This is a genomic window from Streptoverticillium reticulum (genome assembly GCF_047456005.1).
GTDB lineage: Bacteria > Actinomycetota > Actinomycetes > Streptomycetales > Streptomycetaceae > Streptomyces > Streptomyces reticulum.
Genome location: NZ_CP179755.1, coordinates 1,735,227 through 1,750,091 on the forward strand (window position 1 = coordinate 1,735,227; position 14,865 = coordinate 1,750,091).

15 protein-coding genes are annotated in these 14,865 nt (G+C 71.1%); 7 read left to right on the forward strand and 8 right to left on the reverse strand.

What is annotated here, in order from left to right:
• Positions 1-57: 57 nt before the first annotated feature.
• The 4 genes from ACMATS_RS07840 (at position 58) to ACMATS_RS07855 (ending at position 5,823) form a co-directional block, all read left to right on the forward strand.
• Positions 58-2,040, forward strand: a complete 1,983-nt coding sequence (locus tag ACMATS_RS07840; RefSeq protein ID WP_414170673.1) for a transglycosylase domain-containing protein — start codon at positions 58-60, stop codon at positions 2,038-2,040.
• 262 nt (positions 2,041-2,302) lie between these two features.
• Entirely contained in the window at positions 2,303-4,021 is a 1,719-nt protein-coding gene (locus tag ACMATS_RS07845; RefSeq protein WP_414167439.1) for a mycolysin, read from the forward strand.
• Between the two features lie 21 nt (positions 4,022-4,042).
• The gene (locus ACMATS_RS07850; RefSeq protein ID WP_414167440.1) at positions 4,043-4,972 is read left to right on the forward strand and encodes a papain-like cysteine protease family protein; all 930 of its coding nucleotides are present in this window, start codon (positions 4,043-4,045) and stop codon (positions 4,970-4,972) included.
• Positions 4,973-4,986: 14 nt separating this feature from the next.
• Entirely contained in the window at positions 4,987-5,823 is an 837-nt protein-coding gene (locus ACMATS_RS07855; RefSeq protein WP_414167441.1) for a hypothetical protein, read from the forward strand.
• 218 nt (positions 5,824-6,041) lie between these two features.
• Here the strand turns inward: ACMATS_RS07855 and ACMATS_RS07860 are convergent, their stop codons facing one another.
• On the reverse strand, positions 6,042-6,836 hold the full coding sequence (locus ACMATS_RS07860) for an IclR family transcriptional regulator (RefSeq protein WP_414167442.1): 795 nt from the start codon (positions 6,834-6,836) through the stop codon (positions 6,042-6,044).
• Between the two features lie 740 nt (positions 6,837-7,576).
• Here ACMATS_RS07860 and ACMATS_RS07865 point away from each other — a divergent pair.
• Together ACMATS_RS07865 and ACMATS_RS07870 are read left to right on the forward strand one after the other, a co-directional pair.
• Positions 7,577-8,989 carry a phenylacetate--CoA ligase family protein gene (locus ACMATS_RS07865; RefSeq protein ID WP_414167443.1) on the forward strand — a complete coding sequence of 471 codons (1,413 nt, stop codon included), beginning with the start codon at positions 7,577-7,579 and terminating at the stop codon, positions 8,987-8,989.
• Positions 8,986-9,915 carry a hypothetical protein gene (locus ACMATS_RS07870; protein ID WP_414167444.1) on the forward strand — a complete coding sequence of 310 codons (930 nt, stop codon included), beginning with the start codon at positions 8,986-8,988 and terminating at the stop codon, positions 9,913-9,915. The genes ACMATS_RS07865 and ACMATS_RS07870 overlap by 4 nt, the downstream gene beginning before the upstream one ends.
• Here the strand turns inward: ACMATS_RS07870 and ACMATS_RS07875 are convergent.
• From ACMATS_RS07875 to ACMATS_RS07885, 3 genes are all read right to left on the reverse strand, one after another.
• Positions 9,890-10,357, reverse strand: a complete 468-nt coding sequence (locus tag ACMATS_RS07875; protein WP_390779823.1) for a DUF2267 domain-containing protein — start codon at positions 10,355-10,357, stop codon at positions 9,890-9,892. The two genes, ACMATS_RS07870 and ACMATS_RS07875, sit on opposite strands and share 26 nt — an antisense overlap.
• 59 nt (positions 10,358-10,416) lie before the next feature.
• Positions 10,417-10,812 carry a DUF2267 domain-containing protein gene (locus ACMATS_RS07880; RefSeq protein WP_414167445.1) on the reverse strand — a complete coding sequence of 132 codons (396 nt, stop codon included), beginning with the start codon at positions 10,810-10,812 and terminating at the stop codon, positions 10,417-10,419.
• A 102-nt stretch (positions 10,813-10,914) separates the two neighbouring features.
• Complete coding sequence (locus tag ACMATS_RS07885) at positions 10,915-11,346, reverse strand: Hsp20/alpha crystallin family protein (RefSeq protein WP_053927143.1); 432 nt, start codon at positions 11,344-11,346, stop codon at positions 10,915-10,917.
• 128 nt (positions 11,347-11,474) lie between these two features.
• Here ACMATS_RS07885 and ACMATS_RS07890 point away from each other — a divergent pair, with 128 nt between their 5' ends.
• Positions 11,475-12,104 (forward strand): type III effector protein, encoded by a 630-nt coding sequence (locus ACMATS_RS07890; RefSeq protein ID WP_414167446.1) that lies wholly within the window; start codon positions 11,475-11,477, stop codon positions 12,102-12,104.
• 15 nt (positions 12,105-12,119) lie between these two features.
• On the opposite strand, the gene ACMATS_RS07895 is transcribed toward ACMATS_RS07890, so the two are convergent.
• From ACMATS_RS07895 to ACMATS_RS07910, 4 genes are all read right to left on the reverse strand, one after another.
• A complete protein-coding gene (locus ACMATS_RS07895; protein ID WP_414167447.1) occupies positions 12,120-12,263 on the reverse strand; it encodes a hypothetical protein in 144 nt (47 codons plus the stop codon).
• 11 nt (positions 12,264-12,274) lie between these two features.
• Positions 12,275-13,531 (reverse strand): mannosyltransferase family protein, encoded by a 1,257-nt coding sequence (locus ACMATS_RS07900; RefSeq protein WP_414167448.1) that lies wholly within the window; start codon positions 13,529-13,531, stop codon positions 12,275-12,277.
• A 75-nt stretch (positions 13,532-13,606) separates the two neighbouring features.
• The gene (locus tag ACMATS_RS07905) at positions 13,607-13,999 is read right to left on the reverse strand and encodes a hypothetical protein (RefSeq protein WP_414167449.1); all 393 of its coding nucleotides are present in this window, start codon (positions 13,997-13,999) and stop codon (positions 13,607-13,609) included.
• Positions 13,992-14,489, reverse strand: a complete 498-nt coding sequence (locus tag ACMATS_RS07910) for a SigE family RNA polymerase sigma factor (protein WP_358342821.1) — start codon at positions 14,487-14,489, stop codon at positions 13,992-13,994. The genes ACMATS_RS07905 and ACMATS_RS07910 overlap by 8 nt, the downstream gene beginning before the upstream one ends.
• Positions 14,490-14,865: the final 376 nt, after the last annotated feature.

Consider the following 14,865-nt stretch of genomic DNA (forward strand, 5'->3'; position numbering starts at 1 on the left):
CTGTTGGCCCTGTTGCCGGACGGTCCAGTGATCAATCTCCCCCGCCTGTACGAACTCCTGCCCCGGACACGGGACGCCCGGCCCGTCCGGTCACGATTCCGCCCCGCCTATCCCCGCCCGGGCCGGACGGGGCCGCGGCGCTGGGTACCGTCGTGGCGCCAGACGCTGGGGCTGCTCGGCTCCGCCGTCACCGTCGTGGCCGGGCTGCTGACCGTCATGTACCTGCGCACCGGGATACCCGCCGGCCTCAACGCCTTCGCCACCCAGCAGGACAACGTCTACTACTGGGCCGACGGCAGCGAGATGGCCCGCACCGGCGAGGTCGACCGGCAGGACACACCACTGCATCAGGTGCCCGAGAAGGTCCGCTGGGCGACGCTGGCCGCGGAGAACGAGACGTTCTACTCCGACAGCGGGGTCTCCCCCAGCGGCATGGTCCGCGCGGTCTCCAGGATGCTCACCGGGGGCGACACCCAGGGCGGTTCGACCATCACTCAGCAGTACGTGAAGAACGCCTACCTCAACCAGGAGCAGACCTTCACGCGCAAGCTCACCGAGATGTTCATCGCGATCAAGCTCGACAACAGGATGAGCAAGGACGAGATCCTCGAGCAGTACCTCAACACCAGCTGGTACGGGCGCGGCACCTACGGCATCCAGCGGGCCGCCCGCGCCTACTACGGCAAGGACGTCTCGCAGCTGAACGCGAGCGAGGGTGCCTTTCTGGCGTCCCTGCTCAAGGGGGCCGCGCTCTACGACCCGGCGTCCGGCGCCGAGAACCACAAGCGCGCGGTGGAGCGCTGGAAGTGGGTCCTGGACCGGATGGTGGCCACCGGCAAACTCTCCCAGCGCGAGCGCGCGCAGTACACACGCTTCCCCGAGCCGATCGCCCCGCCCAAGGTCACCGGTCTGGCCGGCCAGACCGGCTACCTCGTCGAGACGGCCCGCGCCTATCTGCTGGCGCACTCCGACGTCTCCGAGCGGGAGTTCGCGCTCGGCGGCTACCAGATCCGCACCACCTTCGAGAAGAAACGGATGGCAGCGCTCACCCGGGCGGTCGAGCAGGCGCGGAACGGTCTGGACCCGGACCGGCGCGCGGCCGACCGCGATGTGCGCATCGGGGCCGCGTCGGTGACCACCGACGGGCGCATCGTCGCCCTGTCCGGCGGGCCGGACTACCTCAAGCAGGGCTTCAACGACGCCAATTCGTCCGTCGTGCCGGCGGGCAGCGCCTTCACCCCTTTCGTCTACGCGGCGGCCCTGCGCGACGGGGCGCAGCGCGAGCGCGGCAAGCCCCGCACGGCCGTGACCCCGGCGACGCTCTACGACGGCGACGACAAGGTCTCGCTGCAGACCCCGGAGGGCCCCTACTGGGACCGGTCGGGGAAGATCGTCCGGGCGGTCAACGAGGGCGACGAGTCCTGGGGGAGGATCCCGCTCAAGGACGCGGTCGCGCAGTCGGTCAACACCGCCATGATGCAGCTCGGCATGGACGTGGGGCTGGACCGGGTCGGCGCGGTCGGTGTGCAGGCGGGCCTGCTGGAGAGCAGCCTCGGGGAAAAGCTGCCGGCGTTCTCACTCGGCACCGCCACGCCCAGCGCCATCCGCATGGCCGACGCCTACGCCACGTTCGCCGCCAAGGGCCGGCACACCGAGCCGTATTCGGTCGCCGGGCTCCGGCGCAACGGCGACGACGTGCCCGTGGAGAGGCCGGAGACCGAGCAGGCCCTGCCGCCGCGGGTGGCGGGGGCCGTGGACGACGCGCTGCGCGAGGCGGTCCGCAAGGGCACGGCGCAGCCGGCGCAGGCCGCCGGACCCGGCACGGCCGGCAAGACCGGCACTGCGCAGGACAACAAGTCTGCCTGGTACGTCGGTTACCGCGATTCCCTGTCGACCGCCGTCTCGCTCGCCCGTATCGACCCCACGTCGCAGGAGCTGCTTCCGCTGGACGGCATCGGCGGAACACCCGAGGGCACGGCGGGCAGTTCACTGCCGATCGAACTGTGGACGCGCTACATGGCGGCCGAGAAGAAATCCTGACGAAAAGGGACACGCCCCAACGCCCTTTATTTTTGCGGGTTTACCGCAAACCCGCATGTGACACCACCTCTATCCACCTTCCGAGCCGCGTCATTACATCGATCAGTGCGACGTACACAATCCATGTGACGTAAAGTTCCGGTGAGTTGTTGCTCAAGGAACTGCCGTTCACGAGCGACGAACGCTCGCGGCAGCGCCCACCCCCCATGGTTCGCATCGGCGTGCACCGGATCGGTCGTGCACGCCGCAGAAAGGCATGCCCATGTTCCGAATACGGTTGCCGAGACCCGCTGCGCTGGTCGCAGCGGGCGGCATAGGCGCCTGTATCGCCACCGTCGCCGTACCGCCCGCCTACGCGGCCACCCCCGCCGCCCCGGCAGGCACCTGCACGGTCCGCACCGCGGACAAGAACTCCGAAGCGCCGCTGAGCTGTCTCGGCGTCACCGCCTCCCTCGACCGCCTCCCCGCCGTCGGCGAACGGACCACCCTCACCGTGGCCGTCACGGCGCAGACCGACGTCAAGCGCGCCGGCCTCGCCCTCCAACTGCCGCCCGCCCTCCGGATCGTCGACCGGAACCCGGCCCTCGCCGCGCCCACGACGGACCCCTTCGGCCAGCGCACCAGCCGGACGCTGGCCCTCACCCCGGGCACCCGCACCGTCAAGCTCAAGGTCGAGGCCGTCGCCGCAGGCCCGGCCCAGATCCAGGCGGACATCAGCGACATCGACCGCCCCGACCCGCGCCGCGCCGGTCACGCCTCGGTGGAACTGACCATCGGCAAGGCCAAGGGCTCCACCGCCAAGGGCATGTCCGTCACCAAGGCCGACGCGACCCCGGCCTCCCCGGTCGACGGACCCACGGCCGGCGGGCCCACGGCGCACGACCGTCCGGCCCGCCCGGGCGCCGCCGCCCCGGCCGCACCGAGCACTCCCCCGCGGGCCGCCGCCCCCGGCAGGCCCTACGCCCCGGTCTGCGTCACCGGCACGCTGCGCAACCGCTTCCAGTCCTCCGAGGGCGGCAGCTGGAACCGCAAGGCCGACCGGGACCTGCCGGTCAGCAACGCCAACGTCACCCTCTGGGGCAGGGCGACCGCAGGCAGCGGCACGCAGAGGCTCGCCGCGGGTCTGACCGGCAACGGGGACGGCACGTTCAAGCTCTGCTACACGCCGAGCACGTCCGTCACCTCCCAGGTCTGGGCGGAGTTCGAGACCCAGGCCGGCAGCATGTGGTCGGTCGTCGACGGGTACAACCGCCGCTACTCGACCACCTCGAACGCCCTGGGCAACGTCTCGGGCAACAGAAGCCTGGGCACCGTCTACGCCAACAGCGGCCAGAGCCGCGCCTGGCACGCGTTCGACACCCTCAACAAGCTGTGGTGGGACCGGGGTTCGACCAGCACCTGCTGGACGAGCAACCAGCAGGACGGCCGCTGCACCCCGATCACCGTCCAGTGGTACCCGGGCTCCCAGGACGGTACGTACTGGACGAACCGCGACGACAAGGTCCACCTCGCGGACAGCGACCCCGACTCCGGCCACACCACCGTCCACGAGGCCGGGCACTCCCTCATGGGCAAGCTCTACAACGGATGGTGGCCGAACGTCACCAACTGCTCGCCCCACTACGTCAACCGCACCTCCTCCACCACCTGCGGCTGGACCGAGGGCTACGCCAATGCCGTGGCGTTCCGCGCCTTCAAGGACACCGTCATGACGTGGGGCAACGGCAGCTCCATGGACCTCGGCAACGACCGCGGCACGCGCGGCATGGACTGGGGCGACGCCGTCGAGGCGCGGGTCGCCACCTCGCTGGTCGACCTGTGGAACCAGGTCGACGGCGGCTGGACGAAGAGCAACACCATGATGTCCCGCGAGCGCCAGTCCACCTTCCGTGAGTACTTCCTCACCGACCGGCCCGCGTACGGCCTGGACAGCGGATCGAAGGCCCGCAGCATCCTCTACGGCCACACGATCCAGTACTGATCAGCACAAGAAGGAACCCCCATGCACGGATTCCGTGGATCAACGCGCACGCCCTCTGCTCCTGCGCCGAAGCGGCGCAAGGCAGTTCTCCTGACCACGACGGCCGTCGTCCTGTCCGGCGGACTCCTGCTGAGCATCTCCCCCCAGGCCAAGGCCGCCGTCACCGGCACGGTCACCGGCGGGCGGGGCAATTTCAGCAACGTCAACCAGCGGTCCCAGCCGTCCCTTTCGGCCCGCGTCACCGGAAGCTCGCGGGTCGGTGACCGCATCACCATGTCCTGCCGTACCACCGGGGACGTCGTCGAGAACAACTCCCGCTGGATCTGGTCCGGCAAGTACTACATCGCCGACGCGTTCATCCGGGAGAACACCGGGCCGCTGCCGGTCTGCACCTCCCCCCGGCCCGACACCAGGCCCGACACCAAGCCCGATACGAAGCCCACCGGAAATCCGACCGGCAATCCCTCCGGCCGGAAGGCCCTCGACATCAGCATGCAGAAACAGGTCCAGTCCCAGTGGTGCTGGGACGCCAGCGGCCTGACCATAGCCAACTACTGGGGCTACAACCGCTACAGCCAGGCCGACTTCTGCCGCCTGGCCGCCCAGAACAACCGGCTGAGCTGCAACAACCAGCCTGCCACCCTCGGCGACATGGCCAACGCCCTGCGCAACATGGGCTTCCGCAGCAGCGGCAGCGACCTGTACCGCAATGCTTCCTTCGGCGAGACCCGGAACGAGATCGCGAACGGGCGCCCGTTCGCCGTCCGTTTCGGCTGGAACTCCGGCGGCGGCCATATGAACGTCGTCTACGGCTACGACAACAACAGCAACATGATCGCGGTCGGCGACCCGTGGCCCACCACGAAGACCTACACCTGGTGGAACTACTCCACCTATGTCAACAACAACTCCTTCCGGTGGACCCACACGCGCATCGGCATTCAGGGCTAGAGGAGACGACCACCATGCACCGTACGACCAGACGCGCCGCCGCCGTGTGTGCGGCCATTGCCGTCGCCACCCTCTGCGGAATCGATTCCGCACACGCCGCCGACGGACCCGCCGCCCCTGCGGCAACCGACTTGGCCGCCGCTCAGCAGGTGTTGCGCTCCGGTGACGTCCACGACACCGTCACCCGCTTCCTGAAGGCCGCCGAGGGCCGCACCCCGGCCGGCGGCTCGGACGGCGGCATGGGCGGCGCAGCTGCACCCGCCCCCGCTACCGGCTTCGACCTCAAGAAGCCGGTTCCCTTCTACGAGCTCTCCCCCGAGTTCGTCACCGGCAAGGCCAGGCCCACCGGCCGCTCGGCCCTGCGGCTGTCCTACCTCGCCTCCCGCGTCTCGGCCGCCGACGGCCGCCAGGCCGCCGTCCTGCTCGCCCCCGAACAGGGCGGCCGCTCCTGGCAACTGGCCGGCATCCGCGACGGCGACGTGGACATCAGCGCCGCCGAAGCCGGCACGGGCCGGGCGCAGACCTTCATGGAGCCGCAGATCCACGGCTGGTACCGGCTGACCGGCAACGGCTCGGTCGAACCGCTCAACAAGGAAGCCCGGACGGCTCTCCAGGGCAAGCCGAGCGTCTCCCTCGCGGCGTACCAGCAACTCGTCGCCAAGCGCTACGGTGACAAGCTCCCCGGCTCGGACTACGACCGCAAGGGCCTCGCGGGCGGCTACACCCTCGCCGAGGACCGGTCCTCCCCCGCCTCCTCCTTCCCCTGGCTCCCGGTCGCCTCCGGCGCGGCAGTCCTGGCGGTGTCGGGCGCGGCGGTCCTCCACCTGAGCCGCAGGCGCCGCGCGGCCTGATCCCGCCGCGGCAAGGCCTGTTGTCGTCGTATGCGGAGATCAGTCCGCATACGACGACGCGGTCCGGACGGAATCACACCGAGGGGCGCATGCCTGCTCACGAGCGCGCGGTCGGCGCGGCGCTCGGGGTCGCCGGCGCGGTCGTCCAGGGCATCCCCCCGCAAGGTCCGGCCGGCGCCCGGCGCCCGCCCCGCAAGGTCCGGGCGCCGGCCGCCGGCTCAGCGGCGCGGGTCGGCCGCGCCCGCGAAGCCCCTCACGGTCCGGTTCGGGGCCGCCCCGGCCCTGCGGGGCCTGGGCGCGGGCTCCGGCAGCCGGGCCAGCCTCCCGCTGATCGCCGACGCCGCGCGGCTCACGGCGTCGCACAGCGGGGGGATCAGCTTCGCGTCCAGGGCGGTCACTGCGATGGCGGCCACCACCTGGCCGGACGCCGAGTGCACCGGAGCCGCCACGCACGACAGCGACTCCACGCACTGCTCGTAGTCGAACGCGAGCCCCCGTTCCCGGACCCCCGCGACCTCACGCGCCCAGGCGGCCTCCGTCCACCCCGCGGGCCGCTCCGGCACCGGGGCGGTCGCCGCCAGGACCAGTTCGGCCGCGCTGCCGGGCGGCAGGACGACCCCGGAGCGCAGCGGGAAGACCTCGTCCACCTCGCCCCGCATGCCCCCGACGACGACGATGTGTCCGGCTTCGGGCACCGACAGGCTCAGGCTCACCCCACCGCTGACCGCCGCGAGTTCCCGTAACGGCTGGGCCGAGGCGGCTCGCAGTGCGCGCGCCGGATGCCAGGCCTGCCCGAGCCGGAACGTCCGCGGGCCCAGCCGGTAGCGGCCTTCACAACTCTGCACCGCGCCCAGTGCGACCAGCTGCCCGAGCAGCCGGTGGGCGGTGGCCTTCGGCAGCGCGGCGTCACTCGCCAGCCGGGTCAGCCCCACCTCGTCATCGTGCGCGAGTACCTCCATGAGTGCGAACGCGCCTTCCAGCACGCCGCGTCCCTCAGCGCCGGATCTCGCCATGAGGGTCCCCCTCTCATGCCGGGCCGTCGATCGGACGGCCCCACAATTCCCCCGTTTGAACCCTTCGGCCTGGCGGTCGTCGACGAGGCACGCCGCCCGTCCGGCTTGGCGGGCAGACCCATGAGGCAGCCGGGGCAACGTACTTCAGTGCCAAAGCCGGTATGGGCCGTCGTTCCAGTCCGAGAGGTACACATCCTTGTTCCAGTTACTGTCCAGGTAACGCTGTGTCGCCTTGTTCTTGAGCTTCCACCCCCTCCATCGGCGCATTCGCCGACGCGGTTCCCGATACGCGTATGCGGCGAAGCGCCGGCGTCGGACTCAACACCGGCAGCGGTGAACCTACTTCAGCCTCTACTCGTTGAATAGTTAACGTCTGCACAGTGACGCCCCCCACTGGTAACAAAGTGCACAGCGAGCCAAGGCCCGCCACGGCCGTGCCGTCACCGGTCCGTTGAGTGGACCGGATCATTGCCCGTGCGCAGTGATCGCGCCACTGTGTCTCTCGTCAAGGGACGGAACGCCGGTACTCCTGCGGGAGTCAAGCGGACGTCCACTCGCAGTAAACAGGGGAGGCACATATGAGCGCCATCAAGACGAGCGCGAAGCAGTTCAAGTACGTCATGGGTGCGCTGACGGCGGTCTTCTTCGGCGCTTGTTCGGCCAGCTGACGTAAACCCCGGGGTGGGGGCGGCTCGCCGCCCCCACCCCTTCGTCCTGTTCGAGGTGCGAGGGAGGCATCAGTGCTGGAGACGGCTGTCCGGCAGGTGCGGGTGGCCACGGCCATGGTGTTCGGCCGGCGGCTGAACGTACGGGCCGTGGAACGGCTGGTCGCCGACGCGCTCGTCACGCTGGAGGAGTTCGGCTCGCTCGGCGACGACGTCGACGAACTGGCCGACGGACCGTTCACCGATCCGGCCGAGCGCCGCGACCTGCAGAACCGGGCGCTCCAGCGCACCGTGCGCAGGCTCGCCACACGCTCGCCCTTCTACCGGGAACGGCTCGCCGGAGTGGACCCGGCCGGGATCACGACCGATACGCTCACCCGCATCCCGGTGACACGCAAGGCCGACCTGATCGCCCGCCCCGCCGACTTCCTCTGCAGCGACCCGTACCTGGTGACGCAGACCACCGGCACCACCGGCGCGCCGGTCCAGATCTGGCTCTCCCGCTACGAGATGGAGCTGTGGCCCGCCCTGATCGCACTGTCCCTGGTGCTCCGCGGCGACCTCGGGCCCGGCGACCGGATGCAGATCAACCTCAGCTCGCGGGCAACCGCCGCCGTACAGGAGGACGTCGAGGTGTGCCGCCTCGCCAACGCCGCCTGTCACGTCGTGGGACAGGTCCCGCCCGAGGAGTCCGTCGAGCACCTGCTCGGCCGCTCCGGCCCCCGGCCGACGGTGCTCACCGGCAATCCCAGCTACCTCGCCCGCCTGGTGAGCGTCGCCCGTGAACGCGGATACGGGCCACAGGACTTCGGGCTGCGCGCGGTCTACGCGGGAGGGGAGATGCTGTCGCGCAACCTGGCGGCCGCCTTCCGCGAGACCTTCGGCGCACGCACCGTCGGTGACTCCTTCGGGATGACCGAGCTGCTGCCCGTCAGCGGCCGTACCTGTACCCACCATCACCTGCACATCGACCCCAACATGGGGTACACGGAGGTCCTCGACCTGGAGACGGGCGAGCCCGCCGGGCCCGGCCGCCTCGGCGAGCTGACGGTCACCCCGTACTTCCCCTACCGGGAATGCATGCCCGTCCTGCGGTACAACACCGGTGACGTGGTCCGCACCCTGGACGGCGAGCCCGCCTGCGAACTCGCCTCGGTCCCCGCGGTCTCCCACATCCTCGGCAAGGCCGGACAGCTGTACCGCACCGCCGACGCCGTCGTCACCCCGCGTGACATCGTGGAAGCACTGGACGGCACCCCCGGCCTGCCGCTGCCGCTGCGCCACCGGGCCGAGGTCACCGCCCGGCGCCGACTGCACGTAGAGGTCGCCTCCAAGGAACTCGGCGCGGCCGACGTGACCGAACGGCTGCGGGCCGAGGGCATAGACGCCGACGTCACCGTCCTGCCGCTGGACGACGCGGAAGCGGCGCTGCGCTTCCCGCTCCGCTGCGACCTGCTGGAGCACACCTTCACCCGGAGCCATGCATGACCGTCTTCTTCCAACTCGCGGTCAGCTGCGCCCTGGCCCTCGCGGTGTGCGTCGGCGCCGTCGGCTACTTCCGCACCGTCCGCACCCCCCGGCCGCCGATCGGCGTCTTCAACGGCGCCGACATCTTCCTGATGATGGGCTTCGTCCTGGCGCTGCCGTACCTCTACCTGGCGTTGCCCGGCGCGGTCCTGCCGGTGGTGCTCGCGGTGGCCTTCGCGGGCGGGCTGTCCGTCGGCTACCAGCCCGTCATCGGCGACGGAAGGCTGCGCTGGGCGCTGATCGCCGCGCTGATCGCGGCCGTGCTCGGCGCCCACCTCGCCTTCGGCGACACCGCCGCGCCGTACTGGATCGCCAACAGCTGCGTCGTCGGCCTGGTCGTCGTCTCCGCCACCAACATCAACGTCCAGGGCGGGATGCGGCTGAAGAACGTCGCGTGGTTCCTGCTCGCGCTCACCGCCTACGACGCGTTCTTCGCCTGGGTCGTCCCCCTGACCGAGGAACTGTCCGACGCGATCCAGGGCTACCCCTTCGCCCCCGCGGCCGGGCTGCGCATCGGGGAGGACCTCGGCGCCGTGCTCGGCATGGGCGACCTGCTGGCCTACGCCCTCTTCACCACCGCCGCCTACAAGGCGTACGGGAAGGCGGGGCTGCGCACCGGGATCGTGCTGGTCGTGCTCTTCGGCGCCGTGGCCCCGGTGGCCACCCTGCACATCGTCGGCGCGGTCACCGGGCACGCCGCGGCGCTGATCCCGGCCCAGGTGTTCTTCGGCCCGGCGGCCTTCGCCGGCCACCTGCTCCTGCGACGCCGAGGCCCGGAACGGCGAATGGCCGAACTCGCGTTCCGCCGCGACCGGATCGGAGCCCCGAGGACGGCGGCGGCGCTCCCGGTTGGGCCGCAGGTCACGGGACCTGGTGGCCCTCAGTGAGCGCGGCCGGGTTGAGTTCGGCTCGGCCGAACAGCAGGGCGTAGCCGGTGGGGAGCTGGTGGAGGATGCGGGTGATGAGGTCGGGGCCGGCGTGGACGGCGACGGCGGCGAAGACGGAGCCGGTGTCCCAGCGGGTGGTGGCCAGGGAGGCGCCGGAGCGGGCGGCGAGGTCCTTGACGAAGGCCCAGCCGGTCAGCGGCTGGGGGTCGGGGATCTGTGCGGTCAGGACACGTGCGGCCTCCAGGGGCAGGCAGGCAGCCAGGTCGACGCGTTCGTCGCCGGTCAGCTGGCGCCCCAGCCCCGAAAGGACCAGGCGGACGGCTTCGTCTGCTCGCTCGCGGGTGGGGTAGACGCCCTCGTAGCGGACCTTCTCCAGCATCTGCTCATACGCCGTCCCGTACGGCTTCTGGTGCTCAAGCGGTACGCGCACGTCGGAGATCACTGCGGTGCATGCCTTTCGTCAAGCCGGGGTTGGATGGTGCCGGTGTGCGGCACGGGCGGTCAGGTGGGCTGGGGGTGGCCGAAGAGCAGGTCGTAGCCTGCGGGGAGTTGGAGCAGGATCTCCTTGAGGAGGTCGTCGTCGGCGGTGTCGGCGACCGTGGACAGCACGGCACTGACGTCCCAGGTCGCGGTCTGCTCGGTGGCGCCCTCGATCCAGGCCGCGGTTGCCCGCACGAACCGCTCCGTCGACAGCGGTTCGGCGCTTGGCAGCGGGTTGAGCAGGATCAGGGCGAATTCCTCCGGCAGGCGTGCCGCGAGCTGGGCGCGGACGTCGCCGACCAGATGCGCGCCCAGCAGGGCGAGCACCACGCGGGCCACGCGTTCGGCTTCCTCTGCAGTGCCGTACTTGCCGCGTTCCTTGACGTGGTCGAGGAACGCGTCGCGTCGCAGAGCCATTTCGGCCGCCACCCCTTCGTGTTCTTCAAACTGCCGACGGGGTGCGGAGGGCGGGATGGAGGGGGGATCAGGTGCCCGTCCTCCGCACCTGTCCGGCCGGTGTCAGCCGGAGATCTCCTTGTGGCCGGAGCCGACGCCGATGGAGATCTTGCGGGGCTTGGCGCGCTCGGCGATCGGGATGCGCAGGGTGAGCACACCCGCGTCGTAGTCGGCCTTGATGTGCTCGGTGTCGAGGGTGTCGGCGAGCACGATCTGGCGGGAGAAGACGCCCAGCGGCCGCTCGGACAGTTCCATCTGCACGTCGTCGGCCTTCGCCACCGGCCGGCGCTCGGCCTTGACGGTGAGCATGTTCCGCTCGACGTCGATGTCGATCGCGTCCGCGGTGACACCGGGGAGGTCGAAGGCCACCACGTACTCGTCGCCCTCGCGGTAGGCGTCCATCGGCATCGCCGACGGGCGGGACCAGGTCCCCGGGCCCAGCAGCTGCTGCGTCAGCCGGTCCAGCTCACGGAAGGGGTCGGTGCGCATCAACATCGTGAAAACACCTCCAGCAGGTTCAGGCAGTTGCTGCCAATGCGCCTCACTGACACCGTTGTAACATGTCATCCAATGGATGACAAACACAATGTCGTCAGCTCGATGACAACCCCAGGGAGGTGTCCGTGACCCCGGCCGACCAGCCGTCCACGACCGGCACCGACGCCCACAGCCCGGCGTCGTTCCTCGCCGCCGCGGCAGCCCTCAACGCCATAGACCACGCCTTGCGCGAAGCCCAGCAGGAGGCCCCGAACGCTTTCGATGCCGGGCCGGGCCCGGAGCAGGCCCTGGCCTCGTTGTCGCTGCTGCGGCAGGTCCGCGAGCGGCTCGCCGGATGGGAGACCGGGCTGATCGAAACGGCCCGTGACGCGGGAGCCAGCTGGGCCGACCTCGCCCCGCCCCTCGGCGTCGCCAGCCGCCAGGCAGCCGAGCGCCGCTACCTGCGCGGCCGCCCCGGCCCGGCCGGCACCACCGGCGAACAGCGCGTGACGGCCACCCGCCAGGCCCGTGCCGCCCACCGCACCACCGCCGCCTGGGCCCGCACCAACGCCGCCGACCTGCGCCGCCTCGCCGGCCAGATCACCGCACTCACCGACCTGCCCGCCGCCGCCCGCCGCCCGCTCAGCGAACTCCACGCGGCCCTCGCCCACGACGACCCCGCCGACCTCATCGCCCCCCTGGCCGCCACCCGCCCCCACCTGACCGCCGCCCACCCCGACCTCGCCGCCCGGCTCGACACCCTCACAGCCCCGTAGGACGAGTCAACGATCTCACCGCATCTGCTCCAGTCCGCGCTGGTGGCGGATCAGGTCCCAGTCGATCGTCCTGGTCGACAGCACCGGTGCCAGGTGCGGCCACTTCTCGTCCCCTCCGGCCGCCGGCCGGTACAGCCGCGCGGAGCCGACGCTTGTCACCTGACGATCTGTCAGCCGGCCCATCGCCCCGTGAGGAAGGTGAGGGCGAAGAGCGTGCTCAGGGGTGCGGCGAGGCAGAGGTAGACGGTCTTGATCCGTGGTCTGCGCAGGCTCCAGGCGGCCAGGGTGATCCACAGGGGCCACGACAGGAGGGTGGCACGGGGAATGGACGTGTACCAGTAGGAGGTGCCCAGCGCCCACAAGGTGAGGCCGGTATAGGTGGCTTCGGGCCAGCGGCGTTGCTTCAGCAGCAGGGCGAGCAGGAGGAGCCCGACGAGCATGGCGAGCAGTTCGGCCTGGAACATGAAGGCGTATCCGGTGGTCTGGGTCCGGCCGAAAGCGCCGGCCCAGGTGCGGGACCAGGCGTCCCAGGGGGCGTGGAAGTCGCGGTACCAGCCGCGTTCCTGGGCGTGTTTCCACGCCAGCCAGTCGCCGGTGTACGCGTGCAGGTACCAGGCGTAGAGGGCTGCCGGGAGGGCGGGCAGGGCCAGCCAGGGCAGCGCGCGCCAGTGCCGGCGCGCGGCGAGGAGGAAGTGCGCGGCGATGGCGGCGGCAAGGAAGAGGCCGCTGATGCGTACGGCGGTGGCCAGGACGGTCAGGGCGGCGGCGAGGGGCCGGTTGTGGCGCTGGGCGGCGAGCCAGGCGGGCAGGGCGAGGGCGAGGAAGAGCGCCTCGGTGTAGCCGACGGCCAGGAAGACCGCGCACGGGGAGAGGAGGAAGAACAGCACCGTGCGCCGGCCCGCGTCCGCGCCGGGCAGATACAGCCGGGCGATGCGGGCCAGTGCCACGACGGCGACTCCCCCCGCGACGAAGGATATGAGCAGTCCGGCCACCGTCCAGTGGGGGACGACGACGTGCACGGCGCGCAGCAGGAGTGGGAAGCCGGGGAAGAACGCCTCCCGGTTGTCCCAGTGGCTCAGCCAGGGGCCTGCACCGTCGGGGAAGTAGCCGTCGCGGGCTATGTGCAGGTAGTGGTACCAGTCCCACTGCTGGAACGGCGCAAGGACCGAGCCGGCCTCGTGGGTGTCCGGGGCTGCGGGGAACAGCCACCGCGCGCAGTACGCGGTGACCCACAGACCTGCCCGGGTCAGCAGGTACAGCCACAGCACCTCACGGTCGTCGGGCGGCAGCCGGAACACTCGCCGACCGGAGGGCTTCGGAGGGGGGTCGGCTCGTGTGCGGAAGCGCTGCGGGGCCGGTTCGTGCCGCGTGGGACGTTGTCCGGGCAGGGGAGCATGCTGGCGCAGCTCGGGCCATATGAGGGGCATATGGGGATCTTTCGGGCGTATTGGGGTGTGCGGGTCTGCCCGGTGGCGGCCCGCCGGGTCACGGGGCGAGTGGGGTCAGGATCGGGGCGGCGAGGTGGTGGCCGGAGGCGGTCCCGGCGTCACCGGCACATGCGTCAAAGTCGCCCCTGGGGGAAGCGGGGTGGACGTCCCGCCGGGCGTGGGCACACCGCTCGCGGGCGGCCGGGTCGTCGGCGGGACAGGCGCGTTCGGTGAGGGGCTGGTGGCCGGGACGACGGAAGCCGGCTTCTCCGGCAGGAGAACGGCCGCAGCCGCGCTGCCGCCGGCCAGCACCAGGCACGCCCCCACGGCCGCGACGGCCACGCGGCGCCGGTGGGACCGCTTTCCCCGCTCCGTGATGTGCGCGGCGGTGGCCGCGCCGGCACGGGCCTGCCCGTAGTCGGCGGCCTGCCGGAACAGCGACCGCAGCGGATCGTGGTGCTCAGTCACCGGAAGCCTCCTCACGGCACGGGCCCTGCAGGCGAAGCGCGAGCGCACCGCGCCCGCGCGCCAGATGCGTCTTGACGGTGCTGGCGGACAGATGTGTCTCCTGCGCGATCTGCTCGACGGTGAGATCACACAGGTAGTGCAGAGCCAGCGTGCGCCGCTGCTGCGGCGGCAGCTCACGCAACGCCTCCACCAGCACCACCTGCTCCGGCCCTGGGCCCTCGACATCCGGCGGCGCACCGCTGCGCCGCCACGCCTCCGCACTGCGCCGCCTGAACCGCCACCGGCTCACCGCCAGCCGCCAGGCGACCGTGCGGATCCAGGCTTCAGGCCGACCGTCGCGCTCCAGCTGCCGCCGCCGGCTCCAGCCCTTGACGAACGCCTCCTGCACGACGTCCTGCGCCTCGTGCAGGTCGCCGAGCATCACGTACAGCTGTCCCGTGAGCCGTGCGACCGTCTGGGCATAGAACTCTTCGAACTCCTCGACGGTCAACAGCCACTCCCGGATCTCTCGCTTCACTGGGCATACGCCCGGCCCAGGGCATCCGGTCGACACCAGGCGCGAGAAAACACAGTGGCGCTCATCACGGAACCGGATACAGCAGACACACGTCAGAGGCGATCGCGTCAGCCCGGCAGCCTACGGGCAGCGGCATCACCGATCCGGCCTTCATGACCGCCCACACACCGTTGCCGCGCACGTGCAGCACGGTTGTCACAAACGGCCGTTCCCGGCAGGCCACCGGTGGCCGTTTCAGTGCCGTCGCAAGGACCCTGCGCCGGTGCGAGGTTCGGTCCGGCCCCGACCGGCCTGCGTTGTCCCCAGGGCCTGACGGTGCAGTACAGGAGCCGTGCGATCTCCCCCCCCA